This window comes from Nonomuraea helvata, from assembly GCF_039535785.1.
Taxonomy (GTDB): Bacteria; Actinomycetota; Actinomycetes; order Streptosporangiales; family Streptosporangiaceae; genus Nonomuraea; species Nonomuraea helvata.
Map to the genome: position 1 here is coordinate 2,037,905 of NZ_BAAAXV010000001.1, position 17,406 is coordinate 2,055,310.

22 protein-coding genes are annotated in these 17,406 nt (G+C 66.4%); 15 read left to right on the forward strand and 7 right to left on the reverse strand.

Features of this window, described 5'->3' with window-relative positions:
• Positions 1-22: 22 nt before the first annotated feature.
• The 3 genes from ABD830_RS09300 to ABD830_RS09310 all read left to right on the forward strand — a co-directional run bounded on the left by ABD830_RS09300 (position 23) and on the right by ABD830_RS09310 (position 1,743).
• Positions 23-571, forward strand: a complete 549-nt coding sequence (locus tag ABD830_RS09300) for a hypothetical protein (protein WP_344986099.1) — start codon at positions 23-25, stop codon at positions 569-571.
• Positions 572-604: 33 nt separating this feature from the next.
• A complete protein-coding gene (locus ABD830_RS09305) occupies positions 605-988 on the forward strand; it encodes a hypothetical protein (RefSeq protein ID WP_344986100.1) in 384 nt (127 codons plus the stop codon).
• 83 nt (positions 989-1,071) lie between these two features.
• Positions 1,072-1,743 (forward strand): DUF6766 family protein, encoded by a 672-nt coding sequence (locus ABD830_RS09310; RefSeq protein ID WP_344986101.1) that lies wholly within the window; start codon positions 1,072-1,074, stop codon positions 1,741-1,743.
• Here ABD830_RS09310 and ABD830_RS09315 read toward each other — a convergent pair.
• On the reverse strand, positions 1,716-2,516 hold the full coding sequence (locus ABD830_RS09315; RefSeq protein ID WP_344986102.1) for a 1-aminocyclopropane-1-carboxylate deaminase/D-cysteine desulfhydrase: 801 nt from the start codon (positions 2,514-2,516) through the stop codon (positions 1,716-1,718). The genes ABD830_RS09310 and ABD830_RS09315 overlap by 28 nt on opposite strands.
• Positions 2,517-2,559: 43 nt before the next feature.
• Between ABD830_RS09315 and galK the strand changes: the two genes are divergently transcribed.
• The 3 genes from galK (at position 2,560) to ABD830_RS09330 (ending at position 5,849) form a co-directional block, all read left to right on the forward strand.
• Positions 2,560-3,672, forward strand: a complete 1,113-nt coding sequence (gene galK / locus ABD830_RS09320; protein ID WP_344986103.1) for a galactokinase — start codon at positions 2,560-2,562, stop codon at positions 3,670-3,672.
• 226 nt (positions 3,673-3,898) lie between these two features.
• A complete protein-coding gene (locus tag ABD830_RS09325) occupies positions 3,899-5,032 on the forward strand; it encodes a nitric oxide synthase oxygenase (protein ID WP_344986104.1) in 1,134 nt (377 codons plus the stop codon).
• Positions 5,033-5,075: 43 nt separating this feature from the next.
• Entirely contained in the window at positions 5,076-5,849 is a 774-nt protein-coding gene (locus ABD830_RS09330) for an enoyl-CoA hydratase-related protein (RefSeq protein WP_344986105.1), read from the forward strand.
• 514 nt (positions 5,850-6,363) lie between these two features.
• On the opposite strand, the gene ABD830_RS09335 is transcribed toward ABD830_RS09330, so the two are convergent.
• Both ABD830_RS09335 and ABD830_RS09340 read right to left on the reverse strand, forming a co-directional pair.
• Positions 6,364-6,984: a response regulator transcription factor gene (locus ABD830_RS09335; RefSeq protein WP_344986106.1), complete on the reverse strand. Its 621-nt coding sequence runs from the start codon at positions 6,982-6,984 to the stop codon at positions 6,364-6,366.
• A complete protein-coding gene (locus tag ABD830_RS09340; RefSeq protein WP_344986107.1) occupies positions 6,972-8,114 on the reverse strand; it encodes a sensor histidine kinase in 1,143 nt (380 codons plus the stop codon). Before ABD830_RS09340 ends, ABD830_RS09335 begins: the two co-directional genes overlap by 13 nt.
• Positions 8,115-8,192: 78 nt before the next feature.
• On the opposite strand from ABD830_RS09340, the gene ABD830_RS09345 reads away from it, so the two are divergent.
• Positions 8,193-8,375, forward strand: coding sequence for a hypothetical protein (locus ABD830_RS09345; protein ID WP_344986108.1), 183 nt, complete (start codon positions 8,193-8,195; stop codon positions 8,373-8,375).
• Between the two features lie 37 nt (positions 8,376-8,412).
• On the opposite strand, the gene ABD830_RS09350 is transcribed toward ABD830_RS09345, so the two are convergent.
• Complete coding sequence (locus ABD830_RS09350; RefSeq protein WP_344986109.1) at positions 8,413-9,477, reverse strand: M48 family metalloprotease; 1,065 nt, start codon at positions 9,475-9,477, stop codon at positions 8,413-8,415.
• A 393-nt stretch (positions 9,478-9,870) separates the two neighbouring features.
• Here ABD830_RS09350 and ABD830_RS09355 point away from each other — a divergent pair, with 393 nt between their 5' ends.
• Positions 9,871-10,743, forward strand: coding sequence for a hypothetical protein (locus ABD830_RS09355; protein ID WP_344986110.1), 873 nt, complete (start codon positions 9,871-9,873; stop codon positions 10,741-10,743).
• Between the two features lie 525 nt (positions 10,744-11,268).
• On the opposite strand, the gene ABD830_RS09360 is transcribed toward ABD830_RS09355, so the two are convergent.
• From ABD830_RS09360 to ABD830_RS09370, 3 genes are read right to left on the reverse strand one after another with little or no spacing between them, the layout of a single operon-like run.
• Complete coding sequence (locus tag ABD830_RS09360) at positions 11,269-11,685, reverse strand: cytidine/deoxycytidylate deaminase family protein (protein WP_344986111.1); 417 nt, start codon at positions 11,683-11,685, stop codon at positions 11,269-11,271.
• A 38-nt stretch (positions 11,686-11,723) separates the two neighbouring features.
• Positions 11,724-12,419 carry a RibD family protein gene (locus ABD830_RS09365; protein WP_344986112.1) on the reverse strand — a complete coding sequence of 232 codons (696 nt, stop codon included), beginning with the start codon at positions 12,417-12,419 and terminating at the stop codon, positions 11,724-11,726.
• A 31-nt stretch (positions 12,420-12,450) separates the two neighbouring features.
• Complete coding sequence (locus ABD830_RS09370) at positions 12,451-13,878, reverse strand: helix-turn-helix domain-containing protein (RefSeq protein ID WP_344986114.1); 1,428 nt, start codon at positions 13,876-13,878, stop codon at positions 12,451-12,453.
• 136 nt (positions 13,879-14,014) lie between these two features.
• Between ABD830_RS09370 and ABD830_RS09375 the strand changes: the two genes are divergently transcribed.
• The 7 genes from ABD830_RS09375 (at position 14,015) to ABD830_RS09405 (ending at position 17,405) form a co-directional block, all read left to right on the forward strand.
• A complete protein-coding gene (locus ABD830_RS09375; RefSeq protein WP_344986115.1) occupies positions 14,015-14,332 on the forward strand; it encodes a hypothetical protein in 318 nt (105 codons plus the stop codon).
• A 100-nt stretch (positions 14,333-14,432) separates the two neighbouring features.
• The gene (locus ABD830_RS09380) at positions 14,433-14,603 is read left to right on the forward strand and encodes a hypothetical protein (protein ID WP_344986116.1); all 171 of its coding nucleotides are present in this window, start codon (positions 14,433-14,435) and stop codon (positions 14,601-14,603) included.
• A gap of 128 nt (positions 14,604-14,731) precedes the next feature.
• A complete protein-coding gene (locus ABD830_RS09385; RefSeq protein WP_344986118.1) occupies positions 14,732-15,679 on the forward strand; it encodes a hypothetical protein in 948 nt (315 codons plus the stop codon).
• A gap of 87 nt (positions 15,680-15,766) precedes the next feature.
• Complete coding sequence (locus tag ABD830_RS09390) at positions 15,767-16,627, forward strand: FtsK/SpoIIIE domain-containing protein (RefSeq protein ID WP_344986119.1); 861 nt, start codon at positions 15,767-15,769, stop codon at positions 16,625-16,627.
• A gap of 13 nt (positions 16,628-16,640) precedes the next feature.
• Positions 16,641-16,844 carry a hypothetical protein gene (locus ABD830_RS09395; RefSeq protein WP_344986120.1) on the forward strand — a complete coding sequence of 68 codons (204 nt, stop codon included), beginning with the start codon at positions 16,641-16,643 and terminating at the stop codon, positions 16,842-16,844.
• A complete protein-coding gene (locus tag ABD830_RS09400; protein WP_344986121.1) occupies positions 16,834-17,040 on the forward strand; it encodes a hypothetical protein in 207 nt (68 codons plus the stop codon). The genes ABD830_RS09395 and ABD830_RS09400 overlap by 11 nt, the downstream gene beginning before the upstream one ends.
• Complete coding sequence (locus tag ABD830_RS09405) at positions 17,037-17,405, forward strand: hypothetical protein (protein ID WP_344986122.1); 369 nt, start codon at positions 17,037-17,039, stop codon at positions 17,403-17,405. Before ABD830_RS09400 ends, ABD830_RS09405 begins: the two co-directional genes overlap by 4 nt.
• Position 17,406: the final 1 nt, after the last annotated feature.

Here is a 17,406-nt window from a genome sequence, read left to right on the forward strand (position 1 = left end):
GGGAGGCCGTAGCGTAGTCCCCATGGGCAGAGCGTTCTGGATCGATCAAGAGTTCGACAGAGACCGTGACGGGCGCTATGCCGTACACGTCCGTAAGAACCTCGAAGAGTTCGAGTGGGGCGACATCGCGCCCGTCAGGTTCGCGTGCGCGGCGTGGCGGCTGGCCACGCCGCCGTCGCTGACCCCCGGCTACGTGCGGTGGGACCGCCGCGTGCTGGACGCGACCTGCCACCGCAACACCTGGGACGGCTCGCTCTACGCGCGCGTCAGGGTGGTCTCGCCCCTGCCGGAGGAGCTGACCCGGTCGCGGGCCTGGTGGCGCGACCGCGGGTGGCTGGGCTGGCAGGAGACCTTCGGCCAGTACGTCGACCCGACCCAGCAGGACCTGGCCAGGCACCCGTTCCTGCGGGCCACCCTGCTGCTGGAGGTGCCCGTGCCCCTGGACGACCTGCCGCCCGAGCCCGAAGGGCCGCACGACGAGGTCGAGCAGCGCGCACACCGGGCGGTGGTGGTGCTGGTCCGCGAGCTCAACGCGCTGGTGTCACCGGTGCTCGACCAGCTCGGCGCCTAGCATGCGGGGGTGATCCGCGGGTAGCAGGGGTCCATGAGGACCCTGTTCATCGTGGTTCCGGTGATCGCGCTGGCGGCCACCGCCTGCGCCCCGGACTCGGCCGCCCCGGCGCAGGCGGCCGAGCGCTTCCACGCGGCCGTCTCCGCGCACCGTGAGGACGCCGCGTGCGCGATGCTCACCCGCAAGACCGCCGAGAGTCTCCCCAACCCCGGCCAGACCTGCGCCGATGCGCTGCTCGAGGCGAAGCTCGGCCCGGGCGGCCCGGTCACCTCCGTCAGCGTGTGGGGCGAGGACGCGCAGGTACGGCTGGCCGGTGACACGCTGTTCCTGCACGAGTTCTCCGACGGCTGGCGGGTCAAGGCCGCCGGGTGCGAGCCCGTACGCGACCTTCCCTACAAGTGCGAGGTGGAGGACTGACTGATGCGCGTGATGTTCACGCTGACCGTGTTGATCATCGTGGTCGGCCTGGCGTACTTCTTCGTGGTGGGGTGGTCGCGGCTGTGAGATGGCTGAAGGAGAACTCTCTGACCCTCGCCTTCATGATCATGTTCTTCCTGGCGCTGGGCGGTCAGGCGCTGTCCGGGATGCTGGAATACAACGACCGACAGCTGGCTGAGGGCGCCGAGGCGGTCTCGTTCCTGCAGTACGTGACGTCGTCCTCGTTCGCGGTGGACGTGTCGGAGAACTGGCAGTCGGAGTATCTGCAGTTCTTCCTGTTCATCATGCTGACCGTCTGGCTCGTGCAGAAGGGGTCGCCCGAGTCCAAGGAGCCGGACGAGGCGGGGGCGGAGTCCGACGAGCAGCAGCGGGTCGGGCCGTACGCCGGCCCCGATTCCCCTCTGTGGGCCAAGGTCGGCGGGCTGAGGCTCTGGCTGTTCAGCAACTCGCTCGGGCTGGTGATGGGGGCCGTCTTCGTGCTGTCGTGGCTGGCCCAGTCGGTGGCGGGGCAGGCGGCGTACAACTCGGAGCGGCTCGGCGACCTGCGCGATCCGGTGTCCTGGTGGTCGTACGTGACCTCGCCCGAGTTCTGGAACCGGACCCTGCAGAACTGGCAGTCGGAGCTGCTGGCCGTGCTGTCTATGGTGGCACTGGCGATCTATCTGCGGCAGCGGGGGTCACCCGAGTCGAAGCCGGTCGGGGCGCCTCACTCGGCCACGGGGGTGGAGGGCTGACCGGTGACCACGGCGACGACGCGGGCGCCTTCAGGGAAGGCGCCCTGCCGTGCGAGGTCCAGGATCCCGTAGAGCATCTTGGCCACATAGACCCCTTCCACACGATATTTCGCGATAAAGCCGTCCAAAGCGGGCGTCGACTTGGCGTAGCCGCCGAAGTGGTAGTCCAGGCTGAGCTCCCAGTTCGACCACGTGCGCCCGTACGCCTCGTGCTGGAGCCTGGCCACCTCACCGGCCAGGAACCCCGCCCCCTTCAGCACCGCGAACCCGATCGCCCGCTTGCCCTCCGGCAGCCCGGCCGAGATCCCGGCCAGCGTCCCGCCGGTGCCGACCGGGCAGCAGATGACGTCGTACTCCTCGCTGATCTCCCCCGGCAGCTCGGCGCACCCGCGCACGGCCGCCGCGTTGCTCCCGCCCTCGGGCAGGATCGCCACGTCGTCCCCCCACCGCGCCCGCAGCCCGGCCAGCACGGGCTCGGTGTGCTTGAGCCGGTAGGTGGCCCTGTCCATATAGGTCAGGGTCATCCCGCACGTCCTCGCGTGGGCGAGCGCCGGGTTGAGCGGCAGGTGCTCCTCACCCCGGATGACCCCGATGGTCTCGATCCCGTGCCGCCGCCCCGCCTCGGCCACGGCCCTGATGTGGTTGGAGTACGCGCCACCGAAGGTCAGCAGCCGGGAATGGCCCAGGTTGTACTTGAGCTTGCGCGGCTTGTTGTCGTCGCGCACCAGAAACACCCGGACCTGCCCGAGCCCTGGATCCAGGAGCTCCTCCATAGCGCTAGTCTACGGTCGGGCCTTTGTTGAGGAGTGTGCGATTATGCGCGTTGTTGAAGCTTTTTCTACCGCTTACGGTACGTCCCCCCAGACCGTCTGGCATGCGCCCGGACGGGTCAACCTGATCGGTGAGCACACCGACTACAACGACGGCTTCGTCCTGCCCTTCGCCGTGCCGTGGGGCGTCACGGCCGCGATCACCCCGCGCTCGGACGGCACCATCCGGCTCCTGTCGCTCCAGTCCCCCGGCGAGCCCGTCACGCTGGCGAGCCACGACGCCTCGGAGGGCTGGACCCGCTACGTCGTCGGCGTCTTCGCCATGCTGGGCGACCGCGTGGCAGGCGCGGACATCGTCATCGACGGCGACATCCCGGCGGGCGCCGGCCTGAGCTCCAGCGCCGCTCTCGAGGTGTCCATCGCCTCCGCCCTCAACGACCTGCACGACCTGGGCATGACGCCGATGGAGATCGCCCTGCTCAGCCAGAAGGCCGAGAACGACTTCGTCGGCATGCCCTGCGGCATCATGGACCAGGCCGCCTCGGCGCTCTGCCAGGAGGGCCACGCGCTGTTCCTCGACTGCCGCTCGCTCGGCTCCAGGAACATCCCGCTCGACCTGGCCTCCCACGGGCTGAGCATGCTCATCATCGACACGCAGGCGCACCACGAGCACGCGAGCGGTGAGTACGCCAAGCGCCGCGCGGAGTGCGAGTCGGCGGCCCGCAAGCTCGGCGTCCCGGCCCTGCGCGACGTCACGGACCTGGCGGCGGCCCTCGATCAGCTCCAGGGGGACGAGCGCAAGCGCACGATGCACGTGGTCACGGAGAACCACCGCGTGGAGGCCCTCATCGGCCTCCTGCGCGCCGGCGCCGTCGCCGAGATCGGCGCCATCCTGAACGCCTCGCACCTGTCGCTGCGGGACCAGTACGAGGTGTCGTCGCCGGAGCTGGACGTGGCGGTGGAGGCCGCCATCCGGGGCGGGGCGCGCGGCGCCCGGATGACGGGCGGCGGCTTCGGCGGCTCCGCCATCGCCCTGGTGCCGCTGGAGCGCCTGTCGAGTGTCGAGGAGGCGGTGTCCAACGCGTTCGCCGAGCACGGCTTCCAGGCCCCCCGCTTCCTCCCGGCCACCCTCGCCCAGGGCGCGCACCGCGTGGCGTGAGACGCTCCCCCGCCGCGTCGGCGGGACGAGGCGGCAGTGCGCGTGCATTTCATCGTTTGGCGGGACAAAGGAGCCTCGCCGAGTAAAGATGAAGCTACCGGTCATCAGTGGCCGGTAGCCGCGGACAAGTCGTGACGGTGGCGAGGAGAGGGCGCCGCCACCAGGAACGTGCCGCCGACCCGGAATCGGCGGGGCGATCCGATGACGGAGAAGTGTTGATTGCCGCGTGCGTACCTGGATCACGAACCTGCGTCCTTTCGATGCCCTCGCCGTACAGGCGGTGCTCGAGCGAACCACCGACCTCCGCGAGGCAGAGCGTTTCATCAGGCTCTTCCACGCCGAGAACCCCAAAGCCGGAGGCCTGAACGCCCGCCTGCGCGACGTCGCCAGGGATGTGGGCCGCCACGGAACCTACACGCACACGTACGAGGAGCTGGAGTTCGGCGCCCGGGTGGCCTGGCGCAACAGCAACCGGTGCATCGGGCGGCTCTACTGGCGCTCGTTGAAGGTACGTGACCGCCGGCAGGTGACCACGGCCGAGGGGGTGGCCCTCGAGTGCGTCGCCCACCTGCGCGAGGCCACCGGGAACGGCAAGATCAGGCCCACCGTCACCGTCCTGCCCCCCGACACGCCCGCCCGCCGAGGGCCGCGGATACTGAACGACCAGCTCATCCGGTACGCGGGCTACCGCGGCCGCGACGGGAGTGTCGTCGGCGACCCGCGCAACGTGGAGCTCACAGAAACGGCCAAGGCGCTGGGGTGGCGCGGCAGGTCGGGCCGGTTCGACGTGCTGCCGCTGATCATCCAGCCGGGCCTGGGCGATCCGCTCCTGTGCAACCTGCCGGGGGACGCGGTGCTGGAGGTGCCGCTGGTTCACCCCGAATATCCGTGGTTCGAGGAGCTCGGCCTGCGCTGGCACGCCGTACCGGCTATTTCGGATATGTGCTTGGAGATCGGCGGCATCTGCTACCCGTGCGCGCCCTTCAACGGCTGGTACATGGGCACCGAGATCGGCGCCCGCAACCTCGCCGACACCGACAGGTACGACCAGCTCCAGGTGGTCGCCGACCGGCTGGGCCTGGACACCTCCACCGAGCGGACGCTGTGGCGCGACCACGCGCTGGTGGAGCTGAACGTGGCGGTGCTGTACTCGTTCGAGCAGGCGGGGGTCACGATGACCGACCACCACACCGAGTCACGGCGCTTCCTCACCCACCTGTCACGCGAGGAGCAGGCCGGGCGCGTCTGCCCCGCCGACTGGTCGTGGATCGTGCCGCCGCTGTCGGGCGGCGTCACCCCCGTCTTCCACCGCTACTACGACACCCGCGTCCTCGTCCCCGCCTTCGTCCACCACCGTTGACCGCTCCTTGCCTTCCCCGCCTAGAACATGGTTCGGTTAGGGCATGGCAGAACTCGTGCTCTCATCCCTCGACCAGGGCGTGCTCACGCTCACCTTCAACCGTCCCGACACACTGAACGCGTGGACGGTCGCCATGGGGCGGCGCTACTTCGACCTGCTGGCGGAGGCGGAGAAGGACCCGGAGGTGCGGGCCGTGGTGGTCACGGGCGCGGGCAAGGGGTTCTGCTCGGGGGCGGACTTCAAGGCGTTGTCCGCGATCCGGAGCGGCTCCTACGACGAGGAGCCCGACCCCCGGCCGAACACGTTCCCGGCGACCATCGGCAAGCCGATCATCGCCGCCGTCAACGGGGCCTGCGCGGGGCTGGGCATGGTGCACGCGCTGGTCTGCGACCTCGTGTTCACCGCCGCGGAGGCCAAGTGGACCACCGCGTTCCCGCGCCGCGGGCTGATCGCGGAGTACGGGCTGTCCTGGGTGCTGCCCAGGATCATGGGGCAGCAGCGGGCCATGGACATCCTGCTGTCCGGGCGGGTGTTCACCGGGGCCGAGGCGTACGAGCTGGGGCTGGTGAACCGGGTGGTGCCGGGCGAGTCGGTCGTTCCCGAGGCTCAGGCGTACGCGCGGGAGCTCGCGGCCTACAGCTCGCCCGCGTCGATGGCGGTGATCAAGCGGCAGGTGTGGCACGACTGGGACACCACCCTGGAGGCCTCGTCCGCGGCGGCCGTCCAGGAGATGGTCGCCTCCTTCGGCCGCCCGGACTTCGCGGAGGGCGTCGCGAGCTTCCTGGAGCGCCGCCCGCCGAACTTCCCGCCCCTCTGACACCCCTGGGAGGTGTCCCAGGGGCGCGGCGGCGGAGGCTACCGGCCCACGCGGTCGTCCCACACGCAGGTGAGGTGGACGACGCACTTATTGACGACCTTCTTAGCCAGCAGGTCAGCGTCTTCGGCTCTCTGTGTTTACATGAGTAAAACGGACATCAGCGTGGCCTCGTCGCCTGCCGACCGAGGCCGGGCAGCAGCGATCCGGTGGAAGCCGATTCCGCGTCCGTCCGGCGAGCCGGGCGGACCGTGGCTGAGAACCGCGTTGTCGGGGCCTGACTCCGCATTCCTGGATGGGAGTGCGGCTCTTGGGCCACCGCCCCGCCGGACGCTGTCCCGTTGGTGCGGACACCAATGGGGGCGGGGACCGGACGCCAGTCAGGCACCCGGCCGTGACTGAACGTTACCGCCCGATTACCTTCAGTCGCAGCCGATCGTCCCAGAAAGCCAATAACAGTTCTTCGGGCAACTACGGGTTCATGTAGCGGACAGCCGAAGTGATCTTCAGGTACGTGTCAGCCACGGCGCCGTACCAGGCCCAGATCCAGGGCGGCCAGCACGGCCGAGGTGCGGTCGGAGACGCCCAGCTTGCCGAAGACCCGCAGCAGGTACGTCTTGACCGTGGCCTCCCCGATGTACAGCCGCCTGCCGATCTCCGCGTTCGTGAGCCCCTCCGCCACCAGCTCCAGGACCTCCCGCTCGCGGGCCGACAGCACGGGCACCCCGGGCGCGGCCCGCCGGTCGGCCAGCCGCGCGGCGACCGAGGGTGAGAGCACCCTCTCGCCGCGGGCCGCCGCCCGCACGGCGCGCGCAAGGTCGGCCCGTGACACGTCCTTGAGCAGGTATCCGGCCGCCCCGGCCGACACCGCCCGCAGGATCTCGCCGTCGTCCTCGTACGTCGTCAGCACGACCACCCGCTGAGCGGGCCCGAGCCGCCCGATGGCGCCGATCCCGTCGCCGCCCGGCATGCGCAGGTCCATGAGGATCACGTCGGGCCGTAACCGGGGCACGACCGCCACGGCCTCGTCCGCCGACCCTGCCTCGCCGACGACCTCGATGTCCGGCTCGGCCTGGAGCATCCCCCGCAGCCCCTCGCGCACGACGGGGTGGTCGTCCACGATCATCACCCTGAGCACGGCAGCTCCACCGCGACCGTGGTGCCCTCGCCCGGGCAGCCGGTGACCTGTATGGTGCCGCCGAGCCGCGCCACCCGGTTGCGCATGGCGCGCAGGCCGTACCCGTCGCGGACGGCCGAGGGGTCGAAGCCGCAACCGTCGTCGCTGATCGACATGCGCACGGCCGAGCCGGGGACCTGCTCGAGCTCCAGCCGCACGGTGCGGGCGCGGGCGTGCTTGCGCACGTTGGCCAGCCCTTCCTGGGCGGCCCGCACCAGCACCTCCTCCACGGGGCGCGGCACGCCGACGTCCCCCGTGACGGTCATCTCCACCGGCAGCTCGAACCCCCTGGCCAGCCGGCCCAGCGCCTCCTCCAGCGAGGCGCCCTCCAGCGCGGGCGGCGCCAGGGCGGCGATGAGCGCGCGGGTCTCGGCGAGGTTCTCCTTGGCGGTCTGCGCGGCCCGCGCGACGTGCGGGTCGCGCCCGTCCCCGGCCGCCTGCAGCAGCATGAGGATGCTCGCGAACCCCTGGGCCAGCGTGTCGTGGATGTCACCGGCCAGCCGCTCGCGTTCGGCCAGGATCCCCGCCTCCTTGCTCACCTCGGCCAGCTCCTCCCGGGTGCGGTCGAGCTCCTCGATCAGCCGGGCCCGCCCGGTGTTCTGCCGCGCGAGCCGGTCGATGAAGATCCCCAGCAGCGAGTTGGCCGACAGGCCGATGACGATCGCCACCGTGATCAGCAGCGGATGCGCTCCGTTCTCCGCCATCAGCTGGATCGCGGGACCGGCGAACATGGCGACCATCACGGCCACCGCCCGTGCCGCCCGCAACGCCATGAACGTCATGGGGATCAGCGCCGACAGCGCGACGGCGGACTCCGGCGCGACCAGGTAGGCCGCGGTGAACAGGACGAGCATCGCGGCGACGTGCCACCAGCCCTCCTTGATGGGCGCGACGGGCGCCCGCACCGCCTTGTGCCCCCACACCGCGTATGAGGCCGTGATCAGGAGCAGCAGGACGATGGCGACGGGCGCCCCGCCGTCCACCACGATGGCGACGATGGTCGCCACCAGCACGATCGCGAAGTACGCGTCCCAGAAGGGGTAGGAGCGTAACCAGGCGTTCTCCGCCCGCGGGTCCACGGGACCACCCATGAACCGGGATTTTACCGGGGGGACGTGTCCACCGATCAGTGGATACAACCGGACCCTCATCCGCGTGATGGTGTCGGTATGAACCAGAACACCTATCGACGCCTGATGCTCATCCTCACCATCGCCTACGGCGTCCTGATCGCCGCGCTCGCGATGCTCGGGCTCGGCAACCTCGGCCTCGTGGCCATCGTCGGCGGGCTCGTCGTGGGCCTCGGCTGGGCGCTCACCGCCGTCGTCGCCAAGCGCGGCCCCACCCCCTGACCTCTCGATCGGCCCATGATGACGGGATCTGATCGGGTCAGTGGCAGAGGGCCGACCGGGCGGTGTCTCTGACGATCTCGGCCACGCGGCAGGCGGCTTGCTCCAGTTCAGGCTGCACCTTCTCCACCTCCGCCGACCCTATCTCTCCCTCCGCGTACGGCAGGCTCCGCACTCGTTCCATCCGCAGGTACGTCGGCGGGTGCGTGTCGTCCACGCGGGTCTTCTCCTCGCGGGCGGCCTGGCGACGGCGTTCGAGCTCCTCGTCCGGGACCGCGGCCACACTTGCCTGCAGTTGGTCCCACAGGTCCGATGCCCCCAAGAGGACCGCGCTCGGCTCCAGGAAATTCCTGGCCGAGGGGGCGCGGGTGGTCAGCACATCAAGCACCGAGGCCATGGCCCGGGAGCCCGCCACGCGCGCGCCCAGCTCGTCAGCCCGGTATTCGGCACGCTGCGACGAGCGGTACAGCAGGAGCTCCAACGCGAAGATGAGTGCCCGTACGGGAAGACCGGCCAGCACCAGCAGGGCCTGTGCGAAGAGACGGTCCAGACCATCGTCCTGATGCCAGTCGAACCTCGTCACCCCGCGCAGTTCCCTGAGGGAGTCCAGCGCGGTGCCCACGAAGAGCCCGTGCCTGGAGTCGCCGTTGCTGGAGTGGGCCATCTCATGCGCGAGAACCGCGATGCGCTCCTGCGGTGTGAGGATCAGCCAGAGCGGATAGCCGATCATGACCAGGCGCCGGCGCCGCCATCCATAGGTGCCGAACGCCGCGTTCACCGTACCGTCGAGGGCCACGGCGTCGGCTCTCGGCGCTCCCACCCCGGCGCCGATCCGGTCGAGGAGAGCGTACAGATTCGGGGCCTCCTCGCGCGTCAGGGGCTGAACGTCGGCGGGGAAGCGGGGGACGCGGGGGCGGACCAGCCACGCCAGGCCGAGGGCCACGACGCCGAGGAAGAAGGCGAAGATCGTCATGCGGGACAGCAGGTACCCGCCGGCGACGAGGAAGGCCGGGCCAAGGAAGTGGACCAGGCAGGCCAGGGCGTAGGAGGCGATGCGTGCCAGGCCTGCGGATAAGCCGGGCGCTGAGCGTGATTCAGAGGACACGACACAGCAACGTGCCAGAGCGCGGACACGCCAGGGTCACGATTCAGGGCCAACGCCCGGGCGTCCCCGAATGGCTCCCGGAACGACTCAGGCCCCCGGTCCTTGATCTAGGACCGCGGGCCTGAGCCATCTTGTTCGAGCGAAGCTCCCGCGATAGGACTCGAACCAGCTTCTCAATGTTTGGATCAGTTCATGTCGGTCTGGATACGCGGCCAGCCCAGCCACTCAAGTCCAGATCCGTTCGGACCTGTTCATGTGGCCTGGCTCCCGCCTTGGCTCCCCTGCGGATGCTCAGCCAATCACGGCCCCTCGCGCAGGGATAACTCATCTATGCGTCGATGAACATCGATGTTCATGCTCCAATCAGGGTGCATGTAGGTCACACTAGTACCTGTGAGTTGGACACTGGGGCTTGAGTACTTGAAAGTACTTGTATGGCCTGCAATTACTTGTATTGCAATAGTCCTATTCAGAAAGCCTCTCCATGGGCTCATTGGGCGCATATCTAAAGTCGGCGCAGCTGGTGCCGAGGTAGAATTCACCCAAGCCGAAGAGATACTAAAACAGGCCGATGAAACGATAGAGGCAATTGAAAACAAGAGCGAAACAGGAACTTCCGACTCAGTTTCAAATTCCGGTCTAGATAATTCACGGCTTGAAGTTCACAGTACAGTGCATGGAACGACGACCTATTACCTAGCAGAAAATGTGCGCCGTTCTGCAATCGAGCAGGTGCTACGCGAGGGAGCTCGACTCGGATGGGAATGGGCTCGCACTGGAGAGCAGAAGCCTCCGGACTTGGATATTGTCTGGACTTCAGATGGCAGTCCGCAGATTATCAACTCGACAACAAACGTTCGGCAGCGCATTAGCTACCAGGCCTATCGGCGCAAGTATTCTCGATATGAGGATCAGATAGCACTTGCCCTTGAGCGGATACTGCCACAAGCCACACTTGAACGCGATCGGGTGATAGATGATTGCGAGTTCGATTTCATCGTTTCCATGAACGGAAAGAAGATAGCAATAGAAGTTCAATTAATACAGCAACCTGGCGCCCTGTTGGATAAAATGCAGAACAAATTTTCGAGGATGACAGAAGGAGTGCGGAGTACACTCGACGGTATGCTACTGGTTATACAGGAGCTGCCTAAACTGCAGGTTGTAGAACTATTCCATGAGGCAGGGATAGACATAGTCAAATGGATTGATTCGTCAGACGATTTGAGTTTGCGGCGATCCATAGAAAGACTTGCGGAACAGTAGGGGTGGTTATCTCGCACAATCCATCCCGTCTGCCGTCGACCCACCGCGGAGCGGCAGCGGGCCGGCGACGGAGGTGCAAGCCCGGCTTGACGTGTCCCTGCGCTTGGGCGCCTTCCACGGTCATGCGACCCCCAACGGTCACTGCCGGGCTTGCGGCGTAGGCGGCGGTCTGCTGGGCTTGCCTGGGTCGATGGCAGGCGGGATGGGCTTCCGCACCAGTCACCCCACCACCGGCACGTGAGCGCGACGCCATCCCGGAGCCGGAGCGCCCCCGCCGGAGGCATGTACTAAGGCCAGCCCTGTGACGCCTCTACTTACGCTGACCAGCTCGACCCCGTGAGCAGAGCAGTGCGCCCCCATAGCGGCCCTGTCCTCGGCCGCGCCAGCCGACCGGCGTTTGCGGGTCGGGCATGGAGCCCAAGTGGAGTGCCCGGCCCGCGTCGCGTCGGCGGCGCGTGCGGCCCGGTCAGGGCCGCTTTAAGTATGTAGAGAAAGTTCTCACAGGCCACATTCGCTACACGTTCGCTACCGGCTCGTTGGCATGCCGACGGCGGCGGCCAAGTCGGTAAGCTCGGGTAGTTCGACGACCTCGACGCCTCGCTCTTGAAGCAATTCGACGCCCTGACAGTCAGCTACGAATAGGCTGGGCTCTCGCCACGCAATCACGACTCTAGGAATGCCGGATGCAAGGATGAGGTCTGTGCAGGTTGTTGGACGTGATTTCCGGAATGAGCAGGGTTCCAGAGTGCTGTAGATGGTTGCCTCGCGGAGAGAGGCATCCCCGACTCTCGATAGCGCCGACTCTTCAGCATGGACATGCAGATCGATGTCTCTTGAGTACCCGCTGGCAATCTCGTTTCCATCTTTGCCCACGATGATCGCGCCAACAGAGAAGGCCGTCGATGATGGCGGGCACTTCTTGGCGAGCTCGATCGCTTTCATGAGCCACCGGTGATCGACGTCAGGCGTTTGTGCGGAGTTCATGACGTGCTATCTCCGGAGGACTGCTTGGGCAGATAGCGGATCAAGACAACATCGCCGACACGTTGGACGTCAGCGATTTTCATCCGATGGGCAGTCCCGCCCGGGAAAACGCCATCACTGACGAATCGGGGAGCCTTCGAGTCACCAACGAAGATTGGCGCGATTGCGAGGTGAATCTCATCAGCCAGGCCGTGGGTGAGGAACTGGGTATGGATGGTGCTGCCGCCCTCGACCATGAGGCGGTGCACACCACGCGATCCCAGATCGTCAAGCATCGTGGGCAGATCCAGACTGGGCCCGGTCCCCACTACATCGGCGAGATCGTCCAAGCTTTTCCGGACCTTCGACACGGTCGAATCGGGACAGTAGACAACCTTGTCGCCGCCGTAGTGCCAGAACCGGAGGTCGGGGCTTAGATCCCCGCTTTCGGTAACGGTGACCTTGAGAGGGTAGGCAGGAAGTCCCCGGGCTACTCGTTGAGCACGCCGTTCTTCGGAGTTGACCAGCAGACGTGGGTTGTCTTTCCGCATGGTGGTCGCACCGATGAGAATTGCATCGCTCTCGGCGCGAACCTGATCGACGCGGTCGAAGTCCGCAGCGTTGGACAACAGGAGCCGCTCGGGTGTCGTGTCGTCGATGTAGCCATCGACTGACATGGCACAGCTCAGGAGTACGTACGGGCGCTGCTGCATTACCTGATGGTCCTCTGCTCGATGGGCAAGCTCATGCTTGGTGGGCAATGAGTCCGTCGAAGGCTTCCCGGAACTCAGCGACGGCGGGTACTGAGTGCCATCGCTCCAATTGTCCATCGAGTTTGGTTAGCTCCGTGATGATCCGCGCTGACCCGGTTGCCTGACCGATTCCGAGAGCCTGCAGGCCGGTCGAAGCCGCTTGTTCAGGCTCGCGGGCGCCGACGTAGGCAAGTGATTCGCGGGCGAGGTAGACGCCCCGGTCACGGTGGTAGGTGGCCGGAAGGTTCTCGATCGCCGTGCGGAACCCCTCTGCCGCATCGGTGTACTGGCCGACCGCGTAGAGGCTTCGTGCGCGGTGGATCTCGATGTAGGCGTCATCCATCCATGAGCCCCAGGAGAAGGCTGGATCCATGTCCCGGTCGGTGATGAGGTCGTGCGCGAGATCTAGCATCTGATTGGCGTTCCGGTTGTCGCCTGTCAGAGCGTAGCCGTAAGCACCGTTGGTGGCGGCGATGGCACCGAGCCGGGTGTCAGGACGAGCTTGTCGGGCAGCCGCGGTTGCAAGGTCGATCGCGGTGAGCCCGTCGTGCATGTCGCCGGCCAGCTGGCTCTTACGGGCGAGGATGAACGTTGTGAGGTCAGGGACCCCTGTGGCGTACGACCATTCCAGGGCTCTGTCCGTCCAGAACTGTGCGGAGCGGAAGTCGCCGGTGTCCTGGTAGAGCCAACCGCATAGTTCGGCGTACTGCGTCTGGATGTACAGCAGTTCGTTAGCGTCGGTACCTCTGTAGCTGAGTCTTAGCTGGCGAATGGCATCGATCTGACTCTCGACGGTGGGGATGGCCCGGAGCGGTCCCAAGAGGTTGTCGTTGTCGATGAGGACGCGGCGAAGCTGGCGGAAATGCTCGGCAGGTTTGAGATCGGGGGCCGTGATGGCCTGAGGTGAGCCGAGAACGCTTGATTGAGCGGAAGCCGATGGGCTGGCGGACGCTGCCGCCATAGTGCCCAAGCCCAGGCCGCTGAGGAACGTACGGCGAGGCAGAGTCACGAAGATGATCCCTCCGTCTTGTGTACGGCAGGGGATGGTGACCCCCGCCTCATCTGACTCTGCGGGGAACTCGGACGTTGGGGCCACAACCTGGCGCGTGTTGGCCACATGGTCAGGGTGATTGGCCACATGGTTGGAGTGACGAATGCCATTCGGGTTGGAATCGATGAGTTCCCACAGTCGGAGAAGAGCTCCACTGGTGTTGAGTTCTCGGTCCGCTGCCTCAGCGAGTTCGCGTGGTGATTTACGTTCTCCACGTTCAATTCGAGCCAAGTAGCTGGGGTTATAGCGGACCAATTCACCCATCTTGACGAGAGAGAGTCTTCGACGATCGCGCCATGCTCGCAGCTCAGAGCCCCACAGGTGCAAGGGAGAACGATCAGGTGTTAGCTCTCTTCTCGGCTGCCCCATGTTGCCTCCGTGAGGTCAATGTGGTCATCCGCCTGGGCCACTTAGAAAGTATCGCCGAATTCATCGGGACGCGCCAACCTCGAAACATGGGAATTCGCACCACAGGGGTGCGGCCCTCGATTCGGAGGTGAGCTCCGTGAAGCTCTTCATCGACGTCACCGGCAAGTCGTTCATGGTGACGAAGGAAGCGGTCGAGAAGTCCGACCAGAACGGGCGTCAGAAGTCCGAGCGGGAGACCGGCCGACCGATGTGGGTCACGCAGGTCATGGCGCTGGACGAGACGGGCGGCGAGATGATCAACATCACCACGGCCGGTGAAAGGCCCACGGTGACCGTTGGTTCTCAGGTCGCCCTGTTCAAGCTGGAGGCACTGCCTTGGGCGACCAACGGTCGCAACGGCGTGGCCTACCGCGCGGCTGACATCAAGCCCGCTGGTGCTCCGGCCAGCAAGTAGACCGCCTTCCTCGACCCCATCCCAAGGAACGAAAGAGTTCCGTACGCAAGGTCGAATTCGAGATCACTCACCACAAAAGCCCACACGAAAGGACATCACGATGGGCCTGTTCAGCAAGAAAGACACCGGCACTCAAGCTTCGTCCGGAAAGTCCAGCAAGAAGGCGTCCCCCAAGTTCAACAAGAACGACGGATGGCACAGCACCGTCGAGCAGTTTGACGCCTTCCGCGAGTGGCTCTACAGCGACAGCGCGGAGCCGAAGAACAAGTAGCACATCGTGAAACGCCGGGTCTGGAGGTTGCACCCTCCAGCCCGGCTCACAGCACGGGATCGGTCCTAGTTCTCACACTCGACCGGCCGTGTTCTCAACCCCCCACCCTCGCCACGAGGAGGAGAGCCATGTCCAAGCGTACCTTCGGGACGCATTACAACAACAGGGGCGGCGTCGGCCGTCGCGGCAGCTCCGTCACAGTGATCCAACAGAACGTGCAGTACAGCTACCTGCGCACCGCAAAGATCACTTTCTACGTCGTGATGGCCATCGTCGGCCCTTTCACGGCTGTGATCTCCACTCAATACCTGCACCCGCTCGCCGCCGTGCCCCTCGGGCTGATAGCCGGCACCATCGTCGGCGGTCTGGTCGCCTGCATCATCGCCATCTGGCCCGTCCTGCGTGCCATCTGGTGGTGGCTGCCGGAAATCACCCTCGCCATGCTGCTGATCGGCGGCTGGGTGTACCTCCAAGACCAGATCAACCCGATCATCACGGGCATCGTCTACGCCAGCACCATCGCCGCTATGGGTCTCATCCCGGTGGTGCGTCGCTACCTGCTGGCGCTGCTGTGGTGTCTGATCGTCCGGCACCGCCTGCGCACCTGCTTCAGCTCCTTCCTTCCCGCTGACCGGCACGGCCACCTGCCCTTCATCGGCCTGGCCAAGCCCATCCCGGTCGGGGAACGTGTCTGGGTCTGGCTGCGTCCCGGCCTGTCCCTGGAACAGATCGAAACCCAGCTCGACAGAATCGCTGTCGCCTGCTGGGCCGCCTCGGTCACGGTGACCAAGGCTCGCACCTCCAACTCTGCCGCCATCTATCTGGACATCAAACGCCGCGATGTCCTCGGCGGCCTGGTCGGCTCCCCCCTCACCGAGGACCTGCCGACTGACGTCCCGGCCATTCCCCGGCCGGTCGCAACCGTTCCGGCGCAGCTTGACCTGGCTGACGTGCCGGACATCGACGACACCGACCCCACCGAGCGTCCGGCCAAGAAGAACGGCCGACCCCCGGCCGTCACCGGCACCCCTGTCAAGACGGCCACGGACAACAACCCTGACCTCGACTGGATCTGACGCGTCGTCGGCTACCGGGAGAACCTCGTTTGCCCCTCCCGGTAGCACCTCTGCCACGCCTTCAGACACGTAAGAGGTGACGCTGCCATGCACGCGGCTCTTTCTGAACTCACGGTCACGATCCCGGTAGCGCCGTCGATGTCCATGTTCGACCCGGTGTTCGTCGGGATCGATGAATTCGGCAACCCGGTCTACCTCGACCTGGTGTATCACAACCTGCTGGATGCCGGAGAACCCGGCGGCGGCAAGTCCGTACTGATCCAAAACCTCGTCGGGCACGCCTTCCTGTGCCACGACTTCACCCCGGTCCTGCTGGACCCCAAATGGGTCGAACTGGGGATGTGGATGGAAGCCGCCGAAGCAGCCGGCGGCGTCTTCGTCGGCCCTGACATCGAGGCGGCCCTTCGCGTCCTGCGGCGCCTGCAAAAGGTGATGGACCGACGCTATTCCTGGCTGGTGGCGCACGGCCGCCGCAAGTTCCTGCCGAGCGACCTCATCAAAGTCATCGGCATCTTCATCGACGAACTCGCCTACTACACCGCCACCACCGGCACTCCCGAGCAGCAGAAAGAGTTCATCGCTCTCGTCCGCGACCTGGTCGCACGAGGCCGCGCCTGCGCCATGCCGGTCATCGCCGCCACCCAGCGGCCCAGCGTGGACATCATCCCCACCTCACTACGCGACCTGTTCGGCTACCGGGCAGCCTTCCGCTGCACCACCCCCAACAGCTCCGACATCATCCTCGGCCACGGCTGGGCCTCGGCCGGATTCAACGCCCAAGCCATCAGCCCGACCACACCCGGCGTCTTCTACCTCATCGCCGAAGGCGGCATCCCTCACCTGGTCAAAGCCGCCTACCTCACCGACGCGCAAATCCACCAGCTCGTCGACTACGTCACCTGGATCCGCCGCAACGGCGATCCGGCCCCCGTACCCCTGGCTGCCTGAACGGAGAACCACCATGTCCCACGACCACGACACGGTCCCGGCCCTGAGTGAGGTGCCCTGGCCCGATCAGCCACCCCACGACCTGGAGGTGCTGCCCCTGTGCTGCGTCGAGTGCAGCAATGACACCTTCATCGAGATCACCATCACCACCGACCGAGGCCGCGAAAGCGCCCTGGAATGCACCTGGTGCCGGGAGGTGTACGTCAATGACCGCTGACACCATCGCCGCGATCACCTGGCTGGAAAGCCCTCAGATCATCGGCCACACCCGCTGGTACGACGAACTCAGCCGCCCCTACACCTGGCGACTGCCCATGTTCTGGCTCAAGAACGACATCGACCCGGGCGAGGAACTGACCGCGATGACCGTCCCGGCCTCCGCTTACGACGACCCCCACTGGAGGCCGCTGTGATCTACAAGGCCTACCACCCCAACGGCAGCCCCGACCTCCGCAACTGGATGGTCCAGTGCGACAACGGCTGCCCCAACATGATCCCCATCCTGAACGCGACCCCGTCCGGCTGGTTCATCGGCAGACGCGAGAACTCCCGCTGTTACTGCCCGGCCTGCACCGAGATGCTCGCCATGTGCCTGATCTCCTGGGGCCTGGTCTGCCCGGTCTGCGGCTCCCCGCAGCTCACCCTCGGCACCGACAGCGATGGCACCGCCGAATTCGTCCTGTGCGACGGAGAGTGCCGCTCCACCTATCTGGCCACCGACGGCTGGCACTGCGCCTGCTGCGGCGATCCCATCACCCTGCCTGACGGCAACGACTGAA